Origin of the sequence: Streptomyces sp. NBC_01410, from assembly GCF_045040195.1 — a bacterium.
GTDB lineage: Bacteria > Actinomycetota > Actinomycetes > Streptomycetales > Streptomycetaceae > Streptomyces.
In genome coordinates this window covers 703,673-728,741 of record NZ_CP109530.1, presented here as the reverse complement: position 1 = coordinate 728,741, position 25,069 = coordinate 703,673, and the positions used below count along the sequence as shown (strand labels likewise).

Annotated in this window: 21 protein-coding genes; 8 read left to right on the top strand and 13 right to left on the bottom strand. The window is 70.5% G+C overall.

Annotated features, from left to right (window positions below):
- Window positions 1-7: 7 nt before the first annotated feature.
- Window positions 8-1,501 carry an APC family permease gene (locus tag OG741_RS03350; RefSeq protein ID WP_405594960.1) on the bottom strand — a complete coding sequence of 498 codons (1,494 nt, stop codon included), beginning with the start codon at window positions 1,499-1,501 and terminating at the stop codon, window positions 8-10.
- Window positions 1,502-1,748: 247 nt separating this feature from the next.
- A complete protein-coding gene (locus tag OG741_RS03345) occupies window positions 1,749-3,638 on the bottom strand; it encodes an ABC transporter ATP-binding protein (RefSeq protein WP_405594958.1) in 1,890 nt (629 codons plus the stop codon).
- Between the two features lie 402 nt (window positions 3,639-4,040).
- Here OG741_RS03345 and OG741_RS03340 point away from each other — a divergent pair, with 402 nt between their 5' ends.
- Entirely contained in the window at window positions 4,041-6,674 is a 2,634-nt protein-coding gene (locus tag OG741_RS03340) for a SpoIIE family protein phosphatase (RefSeq protein ID WP_405594956.1), read from the top strand.
- A gap of 45 nt (window positions 6,675-6,719) precedes the next feature.
- Here OG741_RS03340 and OG741_RS03335 read toward each other — a convergent pair whose 3' ends face one another.
- The 3 genes from OG741_RS03335 to OG741_RS03325 form a co-directional block, all read right to left on the bottom strand.
- Window positions 6,720-7,898, bottom strand: coding sequence for a serine hydrolase domain-containing protein (locus OG741_RS03335; protein WP_405594953.1), 1,179 nt, complete (start codon window positions 7,896-7,898; stop codon window positions 6,720-6,722).
- A 149-nt stretch (window positions 7,899-8,047) separates the two neighbouring features.
- Window positions 8,048-8,707: a response regulator transcription factor gene (locus OG741_RS03330; RefSeq protein ID WP_405594951.1), complete on the bottom strand. Its 660-nt coding sequence runs from the start codon at window positions 8,705-8,707 to the stop codon at window positions 8,048-8,050.
- Entirely contained in the window at window positions 8,695-9,969 is a 1,275-nt protein-coding gene (locus tag OG741_RS03325) for a sensor histidine kinase (protein WP_405594949.1), read from the bottom strand. The genes OG741_RS03330 and OG741_RS03325 overlap by 13 nt, the downstream gene beginning before the upstream one ends.
- 435 nt (window positions 9,970-10,404) lie before the next feature.
- On the opposite strand from OG741_RS03325, the gene OG741_RS03320 reads away from it, so the two are divergent.
- From OG741_RS03320 to OG741_RS03310, 3 genes are read left to right on the top strand one after another with little or no spacing between them, the layout of a single operon-like run.
- Window positions 10,405-10,650: a hypothetical protein gene (locus tag OG741_RS03320; protein ID WP_405594947.1), complete on the top strand. Its 246-nt coding sequence runs from the start codon at window positions 10,405-10,407 to the stop codon at window positions 10,648-10,650.
- A complete protein-coding gene (locus OG741_RS03315) occupies window positions 10,647-11,420 on the top strand; it encodes an ABC transporter ATP-binding protein (RefSeq protein ID WP_405594945.1) in 774 nt (257 codons plus the stop codon). Before OG741_RS03320 ends, OG741_RS03315 begins: the two co-directional genes overlap by 4 nt.
- A gap of 3 nt (window positions 11,421-11,423) precedes the next feature.
- Window positions 11,424-13,964, top strand: coding sequence for an FtsX-like permease family protein (locus tag OG741_RS03310; protein WP_405594942.1), 2,541 nt, complete (start codon window positions 11,424-11,426; stop codon window positions 13,962-13,964).
- Window positions 13,965-14,010: 46 nt separating this feature from the next.
- On the opposite strand, the gene OG741_RS03305 is transcribed toward OG741_RS03310, so the two are convergent.
- The 4 genes from OG741_RS03305 to OG741_RS03290 all read right to left on the bottom strand — a co-directional run bounded on the left by OG741_RS03305 (window position 14,011) and on the right by OG741_RS03290 (window position 17,287).
- Complete coding sequence (locus OG741_RS03305; protein WP_405594939.1) at window positions 14,011-14,406, bottom strand: DUF3592 domain-containing protein; 396 nt, start codon at window positions 14,404-14,406, stop codon at window positions 14,011-14,013.
- A 28-nt stretch (window positions 14,407-14,434) separates the two neighbouring features.
- A complete protein-coding gene (locus OG741_RS03300; RefSeq protein WP_405594937.1) occupies window positions 14,435-15,928 on the bottom strand; it encodes an MFS transporter in 1,494 nt (497 codons plus the stop codon).
- Window positions 15,929-15,940: 12 nt separating this feature from the next.
- Window positions 15,941-16,741 carry an alpha/beta fold hydrolase gene (locus tag OG741_RS03295; RefSeq protein ID WP_405594935.1) on the bottom strand — a complete coding sequence of 267 codons (801 nt, stop codon included), beginning with the start codon at window positions 16,739-16,741 and terminating at the stop codon, window positions 15,941-15,943.
- 87 nt (window positions 16,742-16,828) lie between these two features.
- Entirely contained in the window at window positions 16,829-17,287 is a 459-nt protein-coding gene (locus OG741_RS03290) for a cupin domain-containing protein (RefSeq protein ID WP_405594933.1), read from the bottom strand.
- A gap of 164 nt (window positions 17,288-17,451) precedes the next feature.
- Between OG741_RS03290 and OG741_RS03285 the strand changes: the two genes are divergently transcribed.
- Window positions 17,452-18,060, top strand: a complete 609-nt coding sequence (locus OG741_RS03285) for a TetR/AcrR family transcriptional regulator (RefSeq protein WP_405594931.1) — start codon at window positions 17,452-17,454, stop codon at window positions 18,058-18,060.
- Window positions 18,061-18,160: 100 nt separating this feature from the next.
- Here the strand turns inward: OG741_RS03285 and OG741_RS03280 are convergent, their stop codons facing one another.
- Window positions 18,161-18,565 carry a hypothetical protein gene (locus OG741_RS03280; RefSeq protein WP_405594929.1) on the bottom strand — a complete coding sequence of 135 codons (405 nt, stop codon included), beginning with the start codon at window positions 18,563-18,565 and terminating at the stop codon, window positions 18,161-18,163.
- A 239-nt stretch (window positions 18,566-18,804) separates the two neighbouring features.
- On the opposite strand from OG741_RS03280, the gene OG741_RS03275 reads away from it, so the two are divergent.
- Both OG741_RS03275 and OG741_RS03270 read left to right on the top strand, forming a co-directional pair.
- Complete coding sequence (locus tag OG741_RS03275) at window positions 18,805-19,500, top strand: L,D-transpeptidase (RefSeq protein WP_405605361.1); 696 nt, start codon at window positions 18,805-18,807, stop codon at window positions 19,498-19,500.
- 281 nt (window positions 19,501-19,781) lie between these two features.
- Window positions 19,782-20,768, top strand: a complete 987-nt coding sequence (locus tag OG741_RS03270; RefSeq protein ID WP_405594927.1) for a chitinase — start codon at window positions 19,782-19,784, stop codon at window positions 20,766-20,768.
- Window positions 20,769-21,144: 376 nt separating this feature from the next.
- On the opposite strand, the gene OG741_RS03265 is transcribed toward OG741_RS03270, so the two are convergent.
- The 3 genes from OG741_RS03265 to OG741_RS03255 all read right to left on the bottom strand — a co-directional run bounded on the left by OG741_RS03265 (window position 21,145) and on the right by OG741_RS03255 (window position 23,526).
- Window positions 21,145-21,753 carry a GPP34 family phosphoprotein gene (locus OG741_RS03265; RefSeq protein WP_405594925.1) on the bottom strand — a complete coding sequence of 203 codons (609 nt, stop codon included), beginning with the start codon at window positions 21,751-21,753 and terminating at the stop codon, window positions 21,145-21,147.
- 439 nt (window positions 21,754-22,192) lie between these two features.
- Window positions 22,193-23,071, bottom strand: coding sequence for a C40 family peptidase (locus OG741_RS03260; RefSeq protein ID WP_405594923.1), 879 nt, complete (start codon window positions 23,069-23,071; stop codon window positions 22,193-22,195).
- Between the two features lie 92 nt (window positions 23,072-23,163).
- The gene (locus OG741_RS03255) at window positions 23,164-23,526 is read right to left on the bottom strand and encodes a hypothetical protein (RefSeq protein ID WP_266485540.1); all 363 of its coding nucleotides are present in this window, start codon (window positions 23,524-23,526) and stop codon (window positions 23,164-23,166) included.
- A 315-nt stretch (window positions 23,527-23,841) separates the two neighbouring features.
- On the opposite strand from OG741_RS03255, the gene OG741_RS03250 reads away from it, so the two are divergent.
- Window positions 23,842-25,068, top strand: a complete 1,227-nt coding sequence (locus tag OG741_RS03250; RefSeq protein WP_405594921.1) for a PP2C family protein-serine/threonine phosphatase — start codon at window positions 23,842-23,844, stop codon at window positions 25,066-25,068.
- The last annotated feature ends 1 nt before the right edge of the window (window position 25,069 follow it).

Sequence of the window (25,069 nt, the reverse complement as noted above, 5' to 3'; positions counted from 1 at the left end):
ACTGGGGTCAGAAGTCAGTGAGGAGTTCGTCCTGACTCCTGGCCAGGTTGACCGCCTGGGTCTCGCCGGAGTCCGCGCCCCCGAAGGAGTCGTCCATGACGCGCGCCCGGTCGGCGTCGAGACGCCCGCGCTCGAAGTACGGCCGCTGCCTCATCCACGCGGCGAGCATCGGTACGAGCCCCAGGGCGAGGGTGCCGAATCCGATGACCAGCGCTGAGGTGCTCAGGGAGGCCACGGACTCGATCATGATCCAGAGCATGAACAGCGCGCCGGCCAGCGGCCACAGTCCCATGAGGAGGAAGTTGGACACGGAGGCCCGCAGCAGTTTGCGGTGGACGACGACAGCGCCCAGTCCGGCCAGGCTGTAGTAGAAGGTGACGAGGAGACAGACTCCGCTCACGGCGTCCGAGAGCATCGACTCGCCCGGCTCGAGCCGTACGGCCTCGACGATGGCGAGCGTGCCCGATGCCACGGCGATGACGACGGTGGCCAGCCACGGCGTGTGCCGCTTGGCGTGGATACGGCCGAGGACGGGGGGAAGCGTCCTGTCTCGGCCCATGGCGAACAGGGTGCGGCCGGCCTGGATGAGGGCGGTCTCCAGCATGGCGACCGTCGACAGGAGCAGCGCGAGCACCAGCAGGGTGCCGCCCACACCGGGCCAGACCCGCTGGCCGAGCTCGATCAGAATGCCCTCAGGGCTGTGCGACACGGCGTCCGGCGTCATGAGGACATTGACCGCGACGGCGACCAGCGCGAAGAGCAGGAACGCCAGGACCACACCGATGACTCCGCCGAACCCCGATCCGCGTGAGCCGCGCCGGGTCTCCTCGCCGAGATTGCTGGTCACGTCCCAGCCCCAGAACGCGAACGTGGCGATCAGCGCGCCCGTCACGAAGGACTCCTGCCCCTCGAAGTGGCTGAAGCCGAACCAGGAAAAGGAGAACTCCGTCCCGCCGCCGTCGGACAGCAGCGCGGCCAGCGCGAAGCCGATCAGCAGGACCACCTGCACGGCCGTGATGACGGTCAGCGCGCGGGCTCCGATCCGGGCTCCGAACGCCACCACCCCTGCCATCAGGAGGAACCAGCCCGAGCCGACGAGCGCGGCCAGGACCGGGTCACCGACCAGGCTCGGCGCGACGAGTGACAACGTCGCATTGCCGGCGGGCACCGTGCTGGACGCCATGAAGACGGTGCAGGCGACCACGAGCGACCAGCCGCACAGGAACCCGAGGAAGGGGTGCAGCGACCGGGCGACCCAGCTGTACGCGGCTCCCGCATTGGGGTCCACACGGCCGAGTTGCCGGTAGGCCAGGGCGATGCCGATCACGGGTATCGCGCAGTAGAGCAGCGCGGCGGGGCTCGCCACACCGACGGCGGCGATCAGCGCCGGAATCGTTCCGGCGACCGTGTACGCCGGACCGCATCCCGCGACGGCCATGACCACCATGTCCCACGTGCTGAGGGCGTCCGCCCGCAGACCGCCTCCGGTGCCGGATCTCATGCTCAACGGACGTGCCTTTCAAGAGAAACCACCACGGCGCAGCCCACGGCGCCCCCGGGGGAGAGCAGACCCGTCAGGGGCTGACGAAGAGGTCAGGGTGTGTCGATTCAACGACGCAGGGGCCCACGGGCACCCAGAATGTGCGGTTGACCGGCGTGGACTCGGCAGATCCTGCCGAAATGAATGTGAATTTGCAAGACTTCGAGCAGGGGAATATCCACATTCATGCGACATGGTCGCACCGGGGTCAGTGGACGGGGTGCGCCTCCTCCGCTCCCGGGCGCTCGAACTGGGTGCGGTACAGCTCCTCGTAGCGTCCGCCGGCCGTCATGAGTTCGTCGTGGGTTCCGCGCTGGATGATCCGGCCCTCCTCGACGACCAGGATCAGGTCGGCGGCCTGCACGGTCGACAGCCGGTGGGCGATCACCACCGCGGTACGGCCCTCCAGTGCCTCACCCAGGGCTTCCTGCACGGCCGCCTCGGAGGTGGAGTCGAGGTGGGCCGTCGCCTCGTCGAGGATGACGACCCGCTGGCGGGCGAGCAGCAGCCGGGCGATGGTCAGCCGTTGCCGCTCGCCGCCGGAGAGCCGGTAGCCGCGCTCGCCGACGACGGTGTCCAGGCCGTCGGGGAGCGAGGCCACCAGGTCGGCCAGCCGGGACCGGCGCAGAGAGTCCCAGATGTCGTCCTCGGTGGCGTCGGGCCGGGCGAGGAGCAGGTTGGCGCGGACGGACTCGTGGAAGAGATGGCCGTCCTGGGTGACCATGCCGATCGTCTCGCGGATCGAGTCCGAGGTCAGGTCGCGGACGTCGATGCCGTTCAGCCGCACAAAACCGGCATCGGCGTCGTACAGCCTCGGCATGAGCTGCGCGATCGTGGACTTGCCCGCGCCGGATGAGCCGACCAGCGCGACCATCCGGCCGGGTTCTGCGCGGAAGGAGATGTCGCGCAGAACCTCCGTGCCGCCGCGGGAGTCGAGGGTGGCGACCTCTTCGAGGGAGGCGAGGGAGACCTTGTCGGCGGAGGGGTAGCCGAAGCGGACCCCGTCGAACTCCACGGACACGGGCCCCTCCGGCACCCGGCGGGCGTCCGGCTTCTCGGCGATCAGCGGCTTGAGGTCGAGGATCTCGAAGACCCGCTCGAAGCTGACCAGGGCGCTCATCACCTCGACGCGTGCGCCGGCCAGTGCGGTGAGCGGGGCGTAGAGGCGGGCGAGGAGCAGGGCGAGGGCGACGACCGCGCCCGGGTCCAGGCTGCCGCGCAGCGCGTAGTAGCCGCCGAGTCCGTAGACCAGGGCGAGGGCCAGGGCGGACACGAGGGTCAGGGCGGTGATGAAGACCGACTGGGACATGGCGGTACGGATGCCGATGTCGCGCACCCGGCGGGCGCGGGCGGCGAATTCGGCGGACTCGTCGGCCGGGCGTCCGAAAAGTTTGACCAGGGTCGCGCCGGGGGCGGAGAACCGCTCGGTCATCTGGGTGCCCATGGCCGCGTTGTGGTTGGCGGCCTCGCGCTGCAACTTGGCCATGCGGGAGCCCATCCGGCGGGCGGGGACGACGAACACCGGCAGTAGGAGCAGGGCGAGGAGGGTGATCTGCCAGGAGATGCTGAGCATGACGGCCAGCGTCAGCAGCAGGGTGACGAGGTTGGACACGACGCCGGACAGGGTGTTGCTGAAGGCTCGTTGGGCCCCTATGACGTCGTTGTTGAGCCGGCTGACGAGGGCGCCGGTGCGGGTGCGGGTGAAGAAGGCGACCGGCATCCGCTGGACATGGTCGAAGACCGCCGTGCGGAGATCGAGGATCAGCCCCTCGCCGAGGGTGGCCGACAGCCAGCGGGTGAGCAGGCCGAGCGCCGCCTCCGCGATGGCGATGACAGCGATCAGCAGCGCGAGCCGGGTGACCGTGCCGGTGTCCTCGCCCTTGACGATCGTGTCGACGACGCGGCCGGCGAGGACGGGTGTGGCCACGGCAAGCAGCGCGGTGACCACGCTGAGCAGCAGAAAGCGGTAGAGCTGCCGGCGGTGCGGTCGGGCGAAGGCGGCGATGCGGCGCAAGGTGGCCCGGGAGAAGGGCCGTCGCTCCTGTTGGGCGTTCATCGCACTGTGGAGCGATGTCCATGCGGTGACTTCCATGTCCATGCGGTCTCTCCGGATTCTGGTGGGCCGACGCGGTACCCGTCGGCCGGCGTGGCCCGGGGCGCACCCAGAACGCTATGACCTGAACCAAACTTGAGGTCAATGGATTCCTCGGAACGGCCGTGGCTCTGACCGGGCAATCACCCGCCGCGGCGTCGTTGGTCCGGTGGTCGCGGAACATTGCCCGACGTCGTCCGATGTTAGAAATGGGGCATGAAGGGACATTCCCTGCGATCCCGGCTCTCATCGAGCCGTACCTTCGTCGGTCGGCTGCTTCGCGGCCGGGGCGAACGTCCCGTTTCCGGAGGCGAGCGGAGCGCAGGAGCCCGCAGAGCGCCCTCTGCGGCAGAGCATCCGCCGCCGCCCCCGCCTTCCCGACTGGGTCCGCACAGTGCGGCCGGTCAGGTGCTCCTCCTGCAGATTGTGGTCGCGGTACTGCTGATCGCCGGGGCCGTGGTGGCGCTCGTCTTCCAGGCGCGGTTCGACAGTGAGCGGGACGCCGAGAACCGCTCGCTCGCCGCCGCGGAGTCTTTCGCGGACGCACCGGGCACCGCAGCGGCGCTGATTATCCCCATTCGGGCCGACGTGCTGCAGTCCCACGCGGAGGAGGCCCGGCGGGGATCGGGAGTGGACTTCATCGCCGTGATGAGCAGGGACGGTATGCGCTACGCCGACACCGATCGGAGCCTGATCGGCCGGCGTGCCGAGGACATCGAGCGCGCGGCGGCCGGAAGGGCCTTCACGGAGATCTTCGAGGGAGACCCGAACGACGCGGCCCGGGCCGTCGTCCCCGTCATCAACGCGCAGGGCTCCGTCGTCGGCCTGGTGGCCGCCGGCGTACGGATCGAACACGTCGGGAGCGCGGTGGACCGGCAGCTGCCGTGGCTCTTCGGCTGCGCCGGCGCCGCGCTTGCCCTGGCCACAGTGAGCTCCGCGCTGGTGAGCAGGCGGCTGCGACGCCAGACGCACGGTCTCGGCCCCACAGAGATGACCCGGATGTACGAGCACCACGACGCGGTTCTGCACGCCGTGCGGGAAGGCGTGCTCATCATCGGGGGCGACGGCCGGCTGATGCTGGCCAACGACGAGGCGCGCAGGCTCCTCGAACTGCCGCCGGGCGCGGAAGGGCGCCACGTCGCCGACCTCGGCCTCGATGCCGACACGGCGGAGCTGCTTGCCTCGAGTCGTGCCGTGACCGACGAGGTGCACCTGGCCGGGGACCGCCTGCTCGCCGTCAACACGAGGCCCACGGACCCGTACGGCGGCACCTCCGGCAAGGTCGCGACGCTGCGGGACACGACCGAGCTGCGCGCACTGTCCGGCGTGGCCGAGGTGGCCCGGGAGCGCCTGAAGATCCTGTACGAGGCCGGGGTACGGATCGGCACCACGCTGGACGTGACGCGTACCGCCGAGGAGTTGTCGGAGGTGGCGGTCCCGCGGTTCGCGGACTTCGTCACGGTCGAGCTGCTGGACCCTGTGGTGCGCGGCGACGAGCCCTCGGGTGCGGACAGGGAAATGCGCCGGACGGCGGTGAGCGGCATCCGCGGCGACCACCCGTTCCAGCCGGTGGGCGACGTGGTCCGGTTCGTCGTCCCCAGCACGCCGATGGCGGTGGCACTGGCAAGGGGCCATGCGGTGCTCGAGGCCGATCTGACCGTCGCCCACGGCTGGCGCGCCCAGGATCCCGCGGGAGCGGACCGGGCCCTCGCCTACGGCGTCCACTCGCTGGTCGCCGTGCCGTTGCAGGCGCGTGGCGTCGTCCTGGGCATGGCCAACTTCTGGCGCGCGGAGCGTCCCGAACGCTTCGAGGAGGAGGATCTGTCCTTCGCCGAGGAACTGGCCGCCCGCGCCGCCGTGGCCATCGACAACGCCCGCCGGTTCACCCGCGAACACGCCATGGCGGTAACCCTCCAGCGCAGCCTGCTGCCTCGCGTCCTGCCCGAGCAGAACGCACTGGATGTCGCCTACCGCTATCTGCCCGCGCAGGCGGCCGGTGTGGGTGGCGACTGGTTCGACGTCATCCCGCTGCCCGGAGCCCGGGTGGCCCTGGTCGTCGGCGACGTCGTGGGCCACGGCCTGCACGCCGCGGCCACCATGGGCCGTCTGCGTACAGCGGTCCACAACTTCTCCGCCCTCGACCTGCCACCGGACGAGATCCTGGGGCACATCGACGAACTGGTCTCCCGTATCGACCAGGAAGAGGGCGCCGACGGCGAGGGCATCACAGGAGCCACGTGCCTGTACGCCATCTACGATCCGGTTTCCGGCACGTGCAGCATGGCAAGGGCGGGGCACTTCGCCCCCGCGCTGGTCCGCCCGGACGGCACGGTGGACTTTCCCGAGGTGCCCGTGAGCCCACCGCTGGGCCTGGGCGGACTGCCCATCGAGACCGCCGAACTGCAACTGGCGGAGGGCAGCAGGCTCGTTCTCTACACCGACGGGCTCATCGAACACCGCGGCCGCGACATCGAAACCGGACTGCGCCTGCTGGGCGCCACCTTGGCCGAGGACGCGAACCGTACGCCGGAGGAGACGTGCCGGGCCGTGTTCAGCGCCATGGAGTCCTCGCACCGCAGGGACGACATCGCGCTGCTCGTGGCCAGGACCCGCCTGCTGGACTCCGCCAGGGTCGCCGAGTGGGACGTCCCCTTCGACCCCGCGGCCGTTGCTCCCGTCCGCGCCGCGTGCGGTCGTCAGCTGGAGACTTGGGGCCTGGGGGAGATCGGCTTCACCACTGAGCTGATGCTGAGTGAACTGATCACCAACGCGATCCGCTACGGATCCGATCCGATCCATGTGAGATTGCTGCACGAACGCCGTCTGATCTGCGAGGTGTCCGACGGCAGCAGCACATCCCCCCACCTGCGCCGCGCGGCCACGACGGACGAGGGCGGGCGTGGTTTGTTCCTTGTCTCCCAGTTCGCCTCCCGGTGGGGCACCAGGTACACGCCCACCGGGAAGGTCATGTGGACCGAACAGTCCCTGGCCGACGGCCGGCAGCGGGCGGCGGGGCTGCTGCTGGACGATGTGCCCTGGTGACGAATCGGCGCCGCCGCCACCGGACCGCCGGCCGCCGGCGCCCTGCTACTTCCTGTCGGTGGCGCAGAGTTCCTTGTCGATCAGCGCGTTCTGCGCCAGCTCCGTGGAGAGGTCACTCGCCCCGTCGCCCGTCGCCTCCAGGACGACGGCCCGGCGGCCGTCGGCGCTCACCCCGTCGCGGGTGGTGTAGCCGGCCAGGTCGCCGGCGTGGCTGTAGTAGACCCCGCCGCACGAGAGCGGGATCCGCATCAGGCCCAGGCCGTAACTCGCGCCGGGCCAGACGGGGTCCAGTTCCGGCGCCCGTACGGTCGTCTTCATCTCGGCCATCTCGGCCGGGTGCAGCAGTCGGCCGCCCAGGAGCGCCGAGAAGAAGCGGGTCACGTCTCCGGTCGTGCTGATCATGGCGCCGGCCGCGCCGGCCGCGGTGGGGTTGAAGTCGGTGACGTCGATCGTCGGGCCGGAGTTGCCGAAGTGGGAGTAGCCGTGCAGGTGCCGGCCGGGAATGCGGGGATACGTGTTCGGGGCGAAGGTGTTGCGCAGGCCCAGCGGCCGGATGATGCGCCGAGTCACCTCCTGCTGCCAGCTGTTGCCGGTGACCTTCTCGGTGATCATTCCGGCGAGGATGTAGCCGGTGTTCGAGTACGCCCACTTGGCGCCGGGCTCGAAGTCCGGCGCGTGCTTCATCGCGATGGCGACGAGCTGGGACGGTGTCCAGGTGGTGTAGCGGTCGGCCTGGAACCCGTCCACGCTGTTGATCTCGGGGAAGTCCGCGGTGTAGTTGAACAGCCCGCTGGTGTGGTTCAGCAGCTGTCGTACGGTGATCTTGCTGCCGTCGTTGCCGTTGCCAGTCACCACGCCCGGCAGCAGGTCCTCGACGGTGTCGTCCAGGGACAGCCGCCCCTCGCCGGCCAGTTGCAGCACCGTGGTGGCGACGAACGTCTTGGTGGTGCTGGCGATCCGGAACCGGTCACCGGCGCGCACCGCTTCCCCCGTGGCGGTGTCGGCCACCCCGGCGGTGGCGTACCGCTTGCCGCCCGGGCCCGTCGACTGGGCCAGGACCCCGACGGTGCCGGTCTTCTGGATCGCGTTCACGCTGTCCTGAAGCCTGTTCTGGGGCCTGTCGTGCCTCGGCCCGGTGGCGCTCGCGGCGGGAGCCGCGAGGCCCAGGCCGAGTGCGGCCACCGCGGCCACCAGCGTTGTGTTCGTGAGATGGCGGTTCATCATGAGCTGTTGTCTCCTTGGGAGTTGGTGTCGCAGCGCGGCGAGCGGTGCGATCACCAACGTAGAAAGAAGACGCCCGGACCACGATCAAGCCAGCTGGTCACTGGGCGGTACAGCCTGCTGTACCGCCCCGGTCGTGTTCACGGCTCGGCTCATGCCAGCCGGCGGAGATCCTCCAGATAGCGCAGGACGGCGGCGACCCGGCGGTCCACCCGGTCGGTGGGGGACAGGTCGAGCTTGGCGAAGATGCTGCGGATGTGCTTGTGGACGGCGCCCTCGGTCACGACGAGCCGCTCGGCGATGGCGGTGTTGCCCAACCCCTCGGCCATCAGGGCGAGTACGTCCCGCTCGCGGGGGCTGAGCCGGTCGAGCCGGGTGTCCTGGCGGGAGCGGGTGAAGAGCTGCGCGACGACCTCGGGATCGATGGCGGTGCCCCCGGCCGTCACCCGCCGCAGCGCGTCCAGGAACTCCTCCACCCGTCCGACGCGCTCCTTGAGCAGATAGCCGAGGCCGCCCACACCGCCGGTGAGCAGCTCGGTGGCGAAGGTCTGCTCGACGTACGCGGACAGCACGAGGACCGCCAGATCGGGCCGCCGGCGCCGGGCCTCGACCGCCGCGACGATCCCTTCGTCGGTGTGGGTCGGCGGCATCCGTACGTCGAGGATGGCGACGTCCGGTTTGTGTGCGTCGATGGCGTCCAGCGCCTCGTCGGGGGTGCCCGCGGTGGCCACCACGTCGAGGGACTCGGCGCGCAGCAGGAGGGCGAGCCCCTCGCGCAGCAACGGGTCGTCCTCGGCAATCACGATCCGCATGGAAGATCCACCTTCAGGGTTGTCGGGCCGCCGGGCGGGCTGGCCAGGGAGAGGTTGCCGTCGTGGGCCGCGATCCGGCGGCGGATGCCGGTGAGTCCGGAGCCGCCGTCCTCGTCCGCGCCTCCCCGGCCGTCGTCCTCGACGCACAGGTGGAGACGGCCGCCGCGGCTGCGCGCCGTGACGGTGGCGTGTTCCGCGCCGCTGTGCTTGGCGATGTTGGTCAGGGCCTCGGCCACGATGAAGTAGGCGGTCGCCTCGACGGAGGCGGCACACCGCTCGGGGACCTCCACGTCGATCCGGCAGGGCACCGCGCAGTTCGCGGCAAGACCGGCGAGCGCGCCGGCCAGCCCGCGGTCGGCCAGCACCGGCGGCAGGATGCCGCGCGCGACCGTGCGCAGCTCGGCCAGCGCCTGCTCGGCGGCGGACTGGGCGCGTTCGAGGAGTTCGTCGGCGCCCGCGGGGTCGCGGGCCACCATGCGGCGGGCGGCGCCGAGCAGGACGGTGACGGAGACGATCCGGTTCTGGGTGCCGTCGTGCAGGGAGCGCTCGATGCGGCGCAGTTCGGTGGCGTGGGCATCCAGGGCCGCGGCGCGCGTGGCGGTGAGCTCGGCGATGCGCAGGGACAGGTCGGTGTCGGGGCCGGCCGCGAGGAGCCGCCGTCCCGGCCGGGCCTGCAGCCGGGCCATGCCGGGCGTGAGCCCCAGGATGATGGCGATCCAGCCCACGCCCAGCATCGCCACGGCGAGGGCGTCCGGCCAGGAGTGCGCGTTGCCGAGCCCCACGGACGTGGCGGTCGTGTCCTTGGGCATGAGCTTCCAGTACAGCGGAAAGAGGCTGTCGCGCGCGGCGGAGATCGGCAGCAGGACGCCGAGGAACCCCAGGAAGAACCCCAGGGTGGCGTGCCGGACCAGCCAGCGCAGCTCCCGTCGGGCGGTGGGGTCGAGGAGGGCGAGCCGCAGTTGCGTCGGCGGAGGTTCCGGGGCGAGGACATCGGGACCCCAGCGGCCGAGCCGTTGGCGCTCCCGGCCGGCCAGGGCGTGCAGCGCGCGCAGTACGGCGGGCGCCATGAGCAGCCCCACCCCGACCAGGCTCGCCACGGCGGTGAGGGCCAGCCAGAGCAGCAGGAGCAGGGCCGGCAGGGCGGTACTGAGCCCGGAGGCGAGCTGGCCGATCCCGGCGCCCGCGGCACTCGTGGTCCGTACGACGGTGTCCTTGAGACCCTCTCGCCGGTCACCGGCCGTCGCGTCCTGCTGGATCGCCATCCGCCGTCCTTCCCTCCGCTTTGCGAACGACCTTATGCCGCACGCCTGTTTGCCGTCAGCCGAGGGGAGGGGGAGTACAGCCTGCTGTACCTCGAACCTGGCGGTCTGCGGGATCGGCCGGGAGGGGTGCTGATCCATAGCGTCGGTGACGACAGCCGGACCGCAACGGACCCTAGGGCGTGTTTGAGAAGTCGCTCCCCCAGAGCTACGCCTGGGAGGTGCCCCCACCCCGCGACGCCTGGCACGCGCACTCGCGGTGTTGTCGGAGTCGCCCAAGTACGTCCAGTACGAGGGCGATCTCCCCCAGACTTCGTCCGGGGGTGCCCCCACCGCCTTGCGATTGCACGCACCAGACGCCGCGGGGCCCGCCCTGCGGGCGGACGGCGCTACTTCTGAAACACGCCCTAGCGCTCAGCACCCTGGGAGGAAGCCCCCATGACGACCACGGACCCCTACCGCCTCGCCACCCCCGCCGACCACACGCACGGCGCGCCGTCGCCCGCCCTCACCCGCGGGGAGGTCGTCCGCACGCTGCTGTGGATCGTGGTGGTGATCAGCGCGGTCTCCAACATGGCGGCCTCCTACGGCAATGCCGACACCTGGGTGCACCTGGCCTGCGGCGCGGTCACCGTCCTCGGCGCCGGGACCCTCGTCGTGCGCAATCTGCGAGGCCGTCGATGAACGCCGCCTTCGCCCGGACCCGCCGCGCGGCGGCGACCGCACACGACATGCCCGCGCCCGCCATCTCCCTGGACCGGGTCAGCAAGGCGTACCCGGGAGGCGTACGCGCCCTCGACGACGTGTCACTGACCGTGGAACGCGGCATGTTCCTCGCCGTGATGGGGCCGTCGGGCTCCGGCAAGAGCACGCTGATGCACTGCGCCGCCGGGCTGGACTCCCCGACGTCGGGGAGCGTCCGCATCGACGGCCACGAGATCGGCGGCCTGAACGAGACCCGCCGCACCGAACTGCGCCGGGAACGCGTCGGCTTCGTGTTCCAGGCGTACAACTTGATCCCCTCGCTCAGCATCGAGGACAACATCACGCTGCCGCTGCGGCTGGCGGGCCGCGCCCCGGACCGCGACTGGGTGCGGACCCTGGTGGAGCGGGTCGGTCTTGCCGACCGGCTGACCCACCGCCCGGCCGAGCTCTCCGGCGGCCAGCAGCAACGAGCCGCAGTCGTACGGGCGTTGGTGGCCAAGCCGGCCGTCGTGTTCGCCGACGAGCCGACCGGCGCGCTGGATCTGCGCAGCGCCCACGAAGTTCTCGACCTGCTGCGGGATCTCGTCAGCGAACTCCACCAGACGGTGGTGATGGTCACCCACGATCCGGCGGCCGCCGCCCGCGCGCACCGGGTGCTGGTGATGGCCGACGGCCGCGTGGTCGAGGCCCTCGACACACCCACCGCCCCCGAACTGGCCCGCCGTCTCGTCGCGCTGGGAGAGGTCTGAGTCATGTTTCGTCTCGCGATACAGATGGTCAGGCACCGGATCACCGCGCTGATCGCCGTGGCCTGCGCGGTGCTCGGCGGCGCGGCCCTGATCACCGGCACCGGCGTACTTGCCGAGTCCGGCCTGCGCTCCCACCTGCCCGCCGGCCGTCTCGGCGGCGCGGCCGTCGTGGTCGCGGCAGACCAGGAGTTCCATCCGGTCGGGGACCTGCCGATCGCGCTTCCGGAGCGTCGTAGGGTCCCGGCCCGACTGGTCGGTGAACTGGCCGAGTTGCCGGGTGTCACCGCGACGGTCGGCGACATCAGCTTCCCCGCCGCCCTCGTCGACGCCCACGGACAGGTCGTGTCGGCCGGGGATCCCCATGCGGCGGGGCACGGCTGGTCCTCGACGCGGCTGCTGGACGGGACACACGCCGACGGCGGCGGCCCGGCCGGTTCCGGCGAGGTCGCCGTGGACAGCGCCACCGCCGCAGTGGCGGGGGTGAAGGTGGGCGACCGGGTCCAGGTCGTCGCGGGCGCCCGGCCCGCCGCCGGTTACCGCGTCTCGGCGGTGGTCGACGCGCCGGGCGCCGGTGTCTTCTTCGCCGATGCGACGGCCGTACGACTGGCAGGGCGTGACGGCGGCCCGCACGCGGGAACCGTCGACCTGATCGGCCTGCGTACCGCACACGGCGCCGAGGAACGGGTCGCCGCCGAAGTCCGTACGAAGCTGAAGGGCACGGGCCTTGAGGTGACGACCGGCGCGGGCCGCGGGGATCTCGTGTCGCCCGGCGCGGGTGCGTCCCGCTCGCTGCTGATCCTCCTTGCCGGTTCGCTCGCCGGGATCATCCTGCTGATCACCGGTTTCGTCATGGCGAGCGCGCTGGCCGTGTCGATCGCAGGGCAGCGCCGGGACCTGGCGTTGATGCGGGCCGTCGGCGCGACCCCGAAGCAGATCCGCCGCCTGGCCGCCGCCCAGTCCACCGTCGTCGCGGCCGTGGCCCTCGTACCAGGCGTGGCGCTCGGCTACCTGCTTGCCGGGCAGTTCCGCCGGCTGCTGGCGGACCGAGGGGTCATCCCGTCCGAACTCCCCCTGGCCATCAGCCCGTTGCCCGCCCTCGCGACGGTCCTCCTGATGGCAGTGGCCGTGCAGATCTCGGCCCGAGGCTCGGCATGGCGCACCTCCCGGATGCCGGCCACCGAAGCGGTCGCCGAATCACGCAGCGAGCCGCGCAACCCGTCAAGGATCCGGACGCGCATCGGCCTGCTGGTCATCGTCGCCGCGAGCACCATGTCGGTCCTGCCGCTCTTCTCCCGCACGGTCATCGGCGCGACGGCCACGTCCATCGCGGGCATCCTCGGGGCGATCGGCCTGGCTCTGGCCGGCCCGGCCCTTGTCCGGGGCATCGGGAACGCGGCGGCCCGGCGCACACGCTCCGGCGTCTCCGCCCCGACCTGGCTGGCGATGGCCAACGTCCGCGCCTACGCGCTGCGCAACGCGGGGATCGTCAGCACCCTGGCCATGGCGGTCGTGTTCGTCCTGACGTACACCCTCACCCAGACCACCGTGCTGGCCGCGACCGCGCACGACACCCGCACGGGCACGCTCGGCCAGCAGCGCCTGAGCGCGCCCGGTCTGGGCGGACTGCCCGACGGCACGCTCGCCGCCGTACGCAAGACGGCCGGTGTACAGGCGGCGGCCCCGGTCGGCACGACCACCGTGGTGTGGCCCTACAAGCAGTTCGGCGACACGGAGACCGAGTCCGGCTCCGCGATGATCCTCACGCCGGAGGCGTCGCATGTCCTCGACCTCGACGTACGGGAGGGCGGCCTGGACCGTCTCAGCGGCGCCACCATCGCCGTGAGCAGCGATGTCGCCCGCTCGCGCTCCGCAGGGGTGGGCCATCGGGTGAGCCTCGTCCTCGGTGACGGCGTACGGGTCGACGCCACAGTCGTCGCCGTCTACGCCCGCGGCCTCGGCTTCGGCACGGTCGTCCTCTCCCAGGATCTGGCGGCCGGACACACGACGACGGGCCTCGACCAGAGCATCCTCATCCGCACCGACGGCACGGACAAGGCCCTGCAGGGGCTCACCGCCTTCGCCGGGTCCCGCCCCGGCCTGACACTCGAGAACACGAACGCCGGTTCCGTCGGCAGCCTGAAGGACGCCCCGCCCGAGGTGTGGATCAACCTGGTCACCATCGTCGTCCTGCTGGTCTACCTCCTGCTCAGCATTGCCAACAAGCTCGTCGCCGCCACCGCTCAGCGCCGGGTCGAGATCGGGGCGCTGCGCCTCAACGGCACCACACCACGTCAGGTCCGCGCGATGATGCGACGCGAGGCCGCCGTGACCAACGCCACCGCGCTCACCACAGCCCTGCTGCTGTCCGCGCTGCCCCTCGCCCTCCTGGGCCAGGGCTTCCTCGGCCGCCCCTGGCCCGCGGGCCCCGTCTGGCTCCTGCCCGCGCTCGCGCTCACGGTCACCGTCACGGCCTTCCTCACCATCGAACTGCCCACCCGGCAGGCACTGCGTACGCCGCCCGCGGACGCCATCCGCGCACAGTGAGCGCCCGCTCTCGGTCCGGCGGCGGTACTCGTCGCGGTCCGAACCCTCAGCCCGCCACGACGATCCACACAGCGACGCCCAGGAAGACTAGGCCGCCGATGAGCAGGGACACCGCCGGCCCCACCGTGTGCCGCCACATGAGCACCCGAGCCGTCTGCGGGTCGTGCGGCAGATACACCACTTCCACCCCGCGCCCCGTCGCCAGCCCCATCCCGGTCCCCCTGGCCCGCGGTGCGAACTCCACCCGGTGGCCGTTCAGGTCGGTGAAGGCGATGACCGGCACCCATGTCGGGCCTTCGGTGTCGCTGGACCGCACGTTGTCGACCACGACGCCCTGCGTACGCGTCCCGTGCTGCCGCAGCCGCCGTACCACCACGGTCTCCCGCAGCCCGGCCCCAAGGACCAGCACGGCGGCCGCCCCGCACAACAGAGCAGCCAACATGCCGCCACCTCTTTCCTGCTCACGCCCTCTATGTGCCTCGGACGCAAGAGACGCACTGATCGGGTATTCGGTTGGCGGGCCCCGGTTGGGGGCCGCCGGGACTTACCTGCCGGCAAGCGGAACAGGCATTGACTGCTCGGAGTCCCCCGGCGGCGACACGCCCGGCGCCGCCGGGGGAGCGGCGGCCGGCGGTCACGGCGCTCAGGGCGAGGACGGCAAGTCCGCACCCGGCGATGATCCACCAGGCTGCGGTCCTCGCCCCGGCGGCGACCACGGCACCGATCACCGCGATGCCGATCGCGGAGCCGACCTGCCGGCTGGTCGCGGCGACCGCGGCGGCCACCCCCGCCCGGTCGCGCGGCAGGCCGGCGACCGCCGTGTCGGTGATCGGTGCGTTGACAAAGCCGAAGCCGAGTCCGAACAGCGCGTACGTCAGGGCCAGCAGGACGTACGAGGGGTGGGCCGAGCGGGTGACGAGCACGGCCAGCACACCGCTGGCGGTGATACCGGCACCGGCGATCAGCAGCGGCACCCGCGGGCCCCGGCTGCCCACGATCCGCCCGGACAGCGGAGGGCACACCAGCGACAGCACCGCCATCGGCAGCATGCGCAGCCCGGCCTCCAGCGGGCTCAGCCCCAACTCCCCTTGCAGATAGAGCGCGTTGGCGAACAGGAAGCCGCCGAGTGCCGCGAACGCGAAGAGGGCTGTCAGGGTGGCCCCGCTGAAGGGCGCGCTGCGGAAGAGCCGCGGGTCGATCAGCGGTTCGGCGCGCCGCCTCTCGTACGGTACGAGCCCGCCCAGCGCGCCCGCCGCCGCGATCAGACAGGCCACGATCAGCGGTGAGGTCCAGCCCTTGCCGGGGGCCTCGATGACGGCGTACGTCAGCGCGCCGAGCAGGACGATCACCAGCAGCTGCCCCACCGGGTCCGCGCGGCGGGCCCGTGCCGCGCGGGACTCGGGGACGAACAGCGCGGTGAGGACCAGCGCGGCCAGGCCGATCGGCACGTTCAGCCAGAACACCGACCGCCACCCGACCGACTGCACCAGGACGCCGCCGATGACCGGCCCGGCCGCCATGCTGATGCCGACCACTCCACCCCACACGCCGATCGCCCGGGCCCGTTCCCGGGGCTCCGGGAAGGTGTTGGTGAGGATGGCCATGGCGACCGGGGTGAGCATGGAACCGCCGACCGCCTGCACCATGCGGAAGACCACCAGCCACCCCGTGGTCGGCGCCAGACTGCACAGCGCTGAAGCAGCGGTGAAGAGCACCAGACCGAGCTGGAAGATCCGTCGCCGCCCGACGCGGTCGGCCGTGGAGCCGGCCAGGGTCAGCAGCGCGGCCAGCACGATGGTGTACGCGTCCAGCGTCCACTGAAGGCCGGAGACCGAGGAGTGAAGGTCCTGCTGCATCGAGGGCAGGGCGACGTTGAGGATGGTGGTGTCGAGGCTGACGAGCAGGACGCTCAGGCAGCAGACGGCCAGGACCAACGTCCGTCGGCCGTGGCGGGGTCGGTGCACGGGCGCTTCCCTTCAGGGCCGGTTCGTGGCGTGCGAGTCGGCGAAGTCCCGGACCACGGTGAGGAGTTGCTCCGGAGTCTCGATCTGGGGCATGTGCCCGGTGCGGTGGAGCAGCTCGAACCGGGCCTGAGGCATGGCCGCCGCGTAGGCGCGTCCGTATGCGGCGTCGACGACCTCGTCGCTCTCTCCCCACACGACGAGGGCCGGGTGCGTGACCTTGGCCAGCCGCTCGCGGAGGGTGGGATCTTCCATGACGTACGGCCCGGAGTAGACCTGCAGTGCGGCGCGGTTGGCGGCCATGACGGCGCGGGCGGCCTCAGGGAGGGTGGCGGGGTCGACGGCGAACTTCGCGGGGTCGTGGAAGGCGAGCCGCGACAGCTCGGCGGGGGTGAGGGAGGAGGTGTCGGCGATGGGGTGGCCGGGGGCCTTGATGCCGACGGCGTTGACGAGGACGACGCTGCTGATCCGGTCGCTGCCGAGCAGGGCCAGTTCGGCTGCGATCCAGCCGCCGATGGAGTTGCCGACGACGGTGACGTCCGTGAGGCCGAGTTCGTCGAGCAGCCGTATGTAGGCCTGGGCGAGGGCGGGGACGTCGGTCAGCCAGTCGGGCCGGGCGGTGCCGCCGAAGCCGGGGTGGACCGGGGTGATGACCCGGGCCGGCCGCTGTTCGGCGAGCAGCCCGGCAAACGGCGCGACAGTCTGCGGGCCGCCGCCACCGTGCAGCAGCAGGAAGGGGTGGCCCTGCCCCTGGTCGTCGACGGTGACGTCGAGGTCGCCGGAAGCGAGGGAGAGGGTGTGGACGGTGCTGGTCATGGAGGTCCTCAAGGGGGTTGGGCGAACAGAAGATTGGGCGGTCAGAAGCTGTGTGGTCAGAATCTGTGCGGTCAGAGGGCTGGGCGGTCAGGCGAAGTCGGTGGCGGGAACTGTGGCGTAACGGCTCATCACTTCGGCGGTCGACTCGGCGTTCATCTCCCGGCCGCCGGCGATCATGTCCCGCAGGTCGCGGAAATACTGCACGTACAGGTCCGGCGTGAAGGTGTTGAGCATCACCGCCGGCTCGTCGCCGGGGTTCGCGAAGGTGTGCGGGGCGCCGGGCGGGATCATCGCGAGCGTGCCGGCCGGGGCGACGTGAGTGGTCTGGCCGACGGTGAAGTGCACGGTGCCGGAGACGACGTAGAAGCCCTCGTCGTGCTGGGCGTGACGGTGCTGCGGCGGACCTTGGGTGCGCGGGGCGAGGGTGATCTCACCGATCCCGATGCGGTGTCCGGTGGTGCTGCCGTCCTCGAGGATGCGCATCTGGATCGAGCCCAGGCGGATCGTCTCGCCGCCGTCCGGGCCGACCACGGAAACCTCGTTCATTGCCGACTCCTTCGCGTCCTTCACGTCCTTCGTGAGAGCTTGCTCTCACGAGACTAGGGGGCCAGCTCTCGTTATGCAAGTGAACTCTCACGACGAGAGTGAGCGGTGATAAGGTGCCCGCGGAGGGACGGCAGAATGAGCGGGAAAGGGGACGTGACGTACCGATGGCGACCACACAGACGGACACCGGCCGCAGCAACCAGAAGAAGCGCACGCGCACGGCGATCGTCGATGCGGCCCGCGAGCTCATCGGCGCGGGCGGCGAAGTGACCATGCCCGCGATCGCCCGCGCGGCCCTGGTCTCCGACGCCACCGCCTACCGGTACTTCCCGGACCTCCCGTCGCTGATCGGCGAGGCCCTCTCCGGCGTGTGGCCCGCCCCCGCGGACGCACTCCGCCCGGTCGCGGACTCCCGCGACCCCGTCGAACGCGTCGCCTTCGCCTGCGAGTTCCTGCTCCGCGGCATCCTCGTCCGCCAGGGCGCGGTGCGCGCGATGATCGCCGCCACCATCACCCGCCCCGAGGCGGCGAGGGAGCGGCCCGGCATCCGCTTCGGCCTCATCGACCACGCGCTTCTGCCCCTGGAGGGCACGCTGGGGGCGACGGATCCGGACGCGTTCGCCCAGCTGAAGCGGGACCTCGCGGTGGTCGTCAGCGCGGAAGCCCTGTTCAGCCTCACCGATCTGTGCGGGCTCGCCCCCGACGAGGCCGTCGCCAGCGCCGTACGAACCGCGACGACCCTTACCGAGGCCGCGGTGCGCGAGGCCTCGTAGGGGTGAAGCGGAGCCGGACGGCCGGTCGGACAGACATCACGCCGCTACAAGGACGCGTCCTGGCAGACCTCCCGCGCCCACGGCGGGTCGGCCGCGGGGGCTACTTCCACTCGAAGACCTTGCCCGCTACCTTTCCCTCCTCGGTCGTGTCGAACTCGAACACGCCCACGGCCCCTACGAGGTCCGCGAACTTGGCGGCGGCAGTCTCGTAGTAGATGGCGCCCCGCCAGTTCACTCCGCCGGTGTCGGTGAAGTGACCGACGCCCTGACCGTGCCAGGTGACCGTCTCTCCCTCATTGGTCATGATGATCCCTTGGCCGTCGCCGACGAGCGCGCCGTCGGGCCGTACGAACGACTCGTACGTCCCGATGTCCCTGACCGCCGCGTTCAGCAGCGTGCCCACCGCCTGGAAGGAGACTTCCATCGCGGGCTGGCCGTTGTCGCTGGGCAGGACACGCATCGCGGTGGTCTCGCCCAGTTCTTCGCCGAGCAGATCGCCGAGCATGATCGGACTCCTCTCGAAACCCTCTCGGAACTCCTGATCCGCCCCCTCATCCCGGACTACGCCGGAAGCCTCCTGCCGTCAAGCGGAGGCCGATCGGAGCGGACGGCGGCCGCGTCCCCCGGCACCACCTTCCCTTGCGGCCGTTACGGAACCGTCTTCCTTTCGCGTGCAACTACCGGGTCCCCATGGCCGTCTACCAGGCGGAACTCGGACTACGCACGGACAAGGAGCCGACAGACGTGGGGGACATTCGCCGACGAGGAGTCGTCGCACTCGGGATCACCGCGCTGGTGACCCCGTTCACTCTGGCCATGGGGACCACGACCGCTCAGGCGGCGTCGTGTACGGCGCGGACAGGGCCGTACCAGAAGCAGGTCGAGAAGTTCCTCGGACGCCCGGTGGACGGAAAGCAGTCGGCCGCCGACTGCAAGGCGATCCAGGCCTTCCAGACGAAGCATTCGATCAGCCCGAACGCCGGTCTTGCGGGCCCCATCACCTGGGGCGTCATGGATCTGATGAACAAGCAGAAGGCCGTCGGGAAGTACCCGAACAAGGCCGGCAAGTGCCCGGTGAACAAGGGCCGCATCGCCTGCGTCGACCTGACGCTCCAGCTGAGCTGGATCCAGGACGGCAGCAAGCTGGTGTACGGACCGGTGGCGGTGCGTACCGGCCGCGACGGTTACGAGACCCGCACCGGCCTGAAGAAGATCTACCTGCGGGACATCGACCACGTGTCGAGCCTGTACAACGTGCCGATGCCCTATAGCCAGTTCTTCGACGGCGGCCAGGCCTTCCACTCCGTGGGCATCAGCGTCTGGGCACCGCCCGGCTCGCACGGGTGCGTGAACATGACCAAGAGCGACGCAGCCAAGTACTGGAGCCTGCTCCGCAACGGCGACGACGTCTCCGTCTACGGACGCAAGCCCGGAACCTGACCCGCACGGAGAATCTCCGGCGGGTGGCGACCGTGACGTCGCCACCCGCCGGGATGCCGCAGCCGGCATCGAAAAATGCGGCCGGGATCGCGCGCGGGGCCTTGACAGCGACCAATGGTCTGGACCAACTTGTACGTCCAGCGGTGGCCACCGTTCCGATGTGCAATCCCCCCACTCACGCCGCGCGTTCACGCAGTGCGCCTTCCGCGTGCCGCGGTGTGCTCTCCCCCCACGGAGGCCATGCAGTGCACAGGAAAGTACGTCCCCGCACGCTGAAAGCCATGCTCGCCGTCGGCGTTCTCGCGGCCGCCGGTATCGCCGTACCCGCCGCCCATGCGACGGAGGATTCGGCGCCCCGCGACACCTCGGTGGCGCCCGCCGCCGTCCCCGCGCACGCCGTGACCGGTTACTGGCAGAACTTCAACAACGGGGCGACCGTCCAGACCCTCGCGGAGGTCCAGGACCAGTTCGACATCATCGCGGTCTCGTTCGCTGATGCGACGAGCACGCCCGGCGAGGTCACCTTCAACCTCGACTCGGCCGGCCTCGGCGGATACACCGTCGAGCAGTTCAAGGCGGACCTCGCCGCGAAGAAGGCCGACGGAAAGTCCGTGATCATCTCCATCGGCGGCGAGAAGGGCGCGGTCGCCGTCAACGACTACGCCTCCGCGAGGGCCTTCGCCGACTCGGCGTACCGACTGATGCAGGAGTACGGGTTCGACGGCGTCGACATCGACCTTGAGAACGGTCTCAACTCCACGTACATGACACAGGCGCTCAAGTCGCTGTCTGCGAAGGCCGGTTCGGGCTTCGTCCTGACGATGGCGCCGCAGACCATCGACATGCAGTCGACGTCGAACGAGTACTTCAAGACGGCACTGAACGTGAAGGACATCCTGACCGTCGTCAACATGCAGTACTACAACAGCGGTTCGATGCTGGGCTGCGACGGCAAGGTCTACTCGCAGGGGTCGGTCGACTTCCTCACCGCCCTCGCCTGCATCCAGCTCGAAGGCGGCCTCGACCCGTCCCAGGTCGGCATCGGCGTGCCCGCCTCAACGCGGGGCGCGGGAAGCGGTTACGTCGAGCCGTCGGTGGTGAACAACGCGCTCGACTGCCTGACGCAGGGCACCAATTGCGGATCGTTCAAGCCGTCGAAGACCTACGCGGGGCTGCGCGGCGCGATGACGTGGTCCACGAACTGGGACGCGGCTGCGGGCAGTGCCTGGTCGAATGCCGTCGGACCGCACGTCCACAGCCTGCCGTAGAGCAGGAGAGCCGTCCGTCAGCAGCGCCGCCGCTCCACCTGGCGGCGCTGCTGCACGTGGCGGATCGGGGCGAGGTGCCTGGTAAACCCTGCTGCTTCACGGCACGATCAGGGTTATGTGGTTCTTCCTGGTGCCCCTCTTGTCGCTTCTCGCGCTGGCCTCTTGGATCGACTGGAGAGCGCGACGCCGCAGGAGGCAGATGCGCGACGGAACAGTCATGTCGCGGGATGTACGGGATGCCCGCCGCGATGCGCGCGCCTGGGAGGCTGGTTCCCTGGGGCACAGCGGCGAAGACACATCCTGGATGAAGAAGCGGGCACCGTGAGACGCGGCAGCGTTCGACGCCCGAGGAACGCAGAACACTGACGCGCCGCCGTCATTCGCCTCGCCAGATGTTGTCGAAAGCCGCGTCCTCGATGACTCGCCGCTGCCGTTCGCCGTCCAATTCCCTTACCGCGTCGTGGACGGCGGCGAGCACTGTCGCCACCGCGTCGTCGGACACGCTCGGGAGGTCAGTGGTCCCCTCGTCGCGGATCCCGACGGCCGCGGCAAGGGCCGCGAGGACGGGATCACCTGATGACCAGCGTTCCTCCGCCTGGCGGCGGGCAGCCGAATCGAGCAGCTCCGTCGCGCTGTTCCGGGAGGGCATCCAGCGGTGGCGGCGTGGCTGAGTGAACTGCCCTTCCGTCTCAAGGGCGGCCAGATAGGCCGGGGACAGTCCGCGCCCCCGGCGCCACAGCCAGTCGTCGACCGACTCGTACGGTGCTTCGACGGCAATGGACGACGCGGCCTCATCCAGCAGGCGATCGGGGATCGCGGGCCGGAGGCTCGGCACGAGGTGATCGCCGTCCAGCCTGACGGCTTCGGCGCCCAGGAGGTCGATCACTTCGGCTCCTGCGAGCGCAAGGGAGAGATCGCCTTGCTCCACCGGCCGACCGGACGCCCTGTCCACGGCAATGATCAACAGGTCCCGCGGTGTGGTCATGAATGGCTCCCCATGCCCGGGGCATCAGCCACCGGCCTGCCTCTGTCCTTCGGCCGCAATCTCATCTACCCCCTCAACGTCCCACAGCCGGACCTGCCTGTCCTCCCGGCAGTGCGGAACACCCATCCTCAGCACGACGTTACGGCAGTGAGGGAAGGGACAGGATGACGAATACGAAGAAGGACGTTCAGGATGCCGCCGAGATGGCGCGTCGTGCTCGGTTCGGCAGTCTGCCGGAGCCAATCCGTCTGGAGGACACCGTTCAAGAGCTCCCTGCCACGGCACCGGACCCGTCGAAGGATACGTACGACTCCAACGAGTGGCTGACGCGTAACGCTCTGTAGCGCAGTCGAGTCGGTGTACGTGGCGTGGTCGTCCAACGCCGTTCGCACCAGTGGCCGACCCCCGTGACGGTCACTGGTGCGAACAGCGCGCGGCGTCAGAAGGTGCAGGTCGGGACACCGTCCAGCCACGCGGGCCCTTGGATGTAGATGTTCGTGACCCACGCCTTGTAGTCGGGCAGGTAGGACCAGGCGTCGTTGGTGTAGCCGTCGGAGGTGACCAGTTCGGCGTGCTTCTGGCACTCGACGCGGATGGTCGTGGCCTGCGGGAAGGCGTAGACGCGCGCGGCCTTGGTGGACGGCTGGGCCTTGGTCCAGACGCCGGTGCCCCAGGTCTGGAAGATGTGCCCGCTCACCGGTCCGGTGTTGACGCGGACCGCCCCGAAGTAATCGCCGTTCAGCCGCACGTCGCTGACCATGAGTTTGGTGCCGGACTGCTTGGCCTCCACCATTTTTCCCGCGCCGAGATAGATGGCGATGTGGTGCAGCTGCCGGGAGTTGCCCCAGGCCAGAAGATCGCCGGGGAGCAGCGGGGCGAGGCCCTGTGCGGCGGTGAAGCGTTCGGCCGCCCGATGTGTGTAGTACTGGGCGCTGGCGACGCCGTTGAGGATGTCGGACCCGGTGGCCTCGGCGTAGGCGTGGCGGACGAGACCGGAGCAGTCGAAGCCGAGCCGCTCGGGATCGTGCTCGCTGGCCGGGTCGGTGGGATCCACCTGGCCGTACGTGGCACCGGGCTGCGGGCCGTGGCCGCCGCCCCACGTGTACCAGACGTCGGCCGCGACCTGCGCGCACGCGGCGGCGACGGCGCGCTCGGCCGCCGCGGAGGCTCCCGGCGCCAGGACGTCACACTCGCCGGCGGCGGCCGTACGAACGGCCGTGGCTGCGGTGGTGGTTGAGGCGGCCGCGGACGTGGGCGCCCAGAGGAGGAAAGCCAGTAATCCGATGAGTGAGCCGATGAGACCGGATCGGCGGAGCATGCAGGGACCCTCGTTTCTTGTTGCCGCAAGGAATGCACGAACTTCCGGAGCCGCCGTCAGGCGGCTCCGGAAGGTGTCCACGCGGGGAGGAACTACGGCTGGAGGGTGATCGAGTTGATCGGCGTCATGTCCTTGTCGATGTACCAGCCGGCCGGCAGGTAGCCCTGACAGCCCGTGCCGTTGTACCCGGTGCACGTCCGCACAGTCGCACCGCCGGTCTGGTTGTTGAAGATGCGGTATGTCCCGTACATGTTGCTGAGGTTGTGGGCCCCGTAGGTGTAGAACGTGTGGGTCGGGTGGTCGTTGTTCCAGCCCGCGCCCGGGTACATGCAGACGTACCCGGACTGGCACCCGTGGCTGCTCGCCGCCTGGGCCTGGGTTGCGGTGAGTGTCGTCATGGTGCCGACAGCGAGCGCGAGCGCCGCGGCGGTCCTCATCATCTTGATCTTGCGCACGATTCCCCCTGGGAAGGTCTTGTTGCGTGCTGACGACTTCAGCCTGTCGCCGGGTGCGCACCGGGGTCGATGGGTTTCCTGTTGCCCGTCGGGCGAGCGGCCGGGAAACCGCCGGTGAGCAGGCCGGACACCGGATCAAGGTCAACAGCCCGAAGCCGTTGACAGCGCAGTACCAAGTCCGCGCGGCTCCGAGCAGAGCACTGAGCCGGACCGCGACCGTGACCTGCCCGTTTCTCGGCGAGCGGATCACCGCCGCAGCCCCCGCGCGCTCCTATCGTGAGGGAACCAGACGATGGCGGCGAAAGCGGGCGGACGATGACGGACACAGTGATCGACTATTCGGCGGTGTTCCAGGCCCTGCCCGGCATGGTGGCGCTGCTGACCCCGGAGCTCGTGTACGCCGACGCCAACGAGGAGTTCCTGCGTGTGTCGGGCCGCAGCCGCGAGCAGCTGGTGGGCCGCTACCTGTTCGACGTCTTTCCCGACAACCCGAACAACCCGGCCGCGACCGGTGCCCGGAACCTTCAGGCGTCGCTGCTGCGCGTGCTGGCCACCGGCGAGCGGGACGCCATGGCGTTGCAGCGCTACGACGTCGCATCGCTGGAGCGGCCGGGCGAGTGGGAGGAGCGGTACTGGAGTCCGGTCAATGCCCCCGTGAAGGACTCCGACGGCAGGGTCGTCCTGCTCGTGCACCGGGTGGAGGAGGTCACCGAACTCATCCGCGCCCGCGGCGGTCCCAGCGGAAACCGCGCCCGTGTGCTGGAGGCCGAGCTCTACACCCGTGCCCGCGAACTGCAGGAGGTCAACGAACGTCTGCGCCAGGCCCACGCCCGCGAACGCGAGGTGGCCCTGGCTCTTCAGCAGGCGATGCTGCCCGCCCCCAGCCCGATGGGGCACCACCGGACAGCCGTGCGTTACTGCCCGGCCGCCGGGGCCCTGAATGTGTGCGGGGACTGGTACGACCTGGTCAACCTGCCCGGCGACCGGATCGGGGTCGCGGTCGGCGACGTCGTCGGCCACGGCCTGGCGGCCGCCTGCGTCATGGGTCAGCTCCGCAGCGCGCTCAGTGCCGCCTCCCGCGTTGCGGACGGCCCCGCCCCGGCTCTGGACGTCCTCGGCCTGTACGCCCGCTCGGTCGACGGTGCCGAGAACACCACCGCCGTGCAGACCTTCATCGACTGGGACAACCGGACCATCAGCTACAGCAGTGCGGGCCACCCGCCGCCCGCACTGCTGCGCGCCGATGGAACCGTCCAGTTCCTTGACGAGGCCACCGACCCACCGCTCGGCGCCCGCCTCGAACACGTCCCCAGACCGCAGGCCACCGCGGGCTTCACTGAAGGCGCAACCCTCGTCCTCTATACCGACGGCCTGATCGAACGCCGGCGTGAGGACATCGACACCGGAATGCGCCGTCTCGCCGACTCCCTCGCCCGCCACCAGGGAGCCGACCCCGAGGCAATGGCCGACGCCCTCCTGCTGGAGCTGCTTCCGTCGGGCGGTGTCACCGATGACACCGCCCTGGTCATCGTGCGGCTCTGAC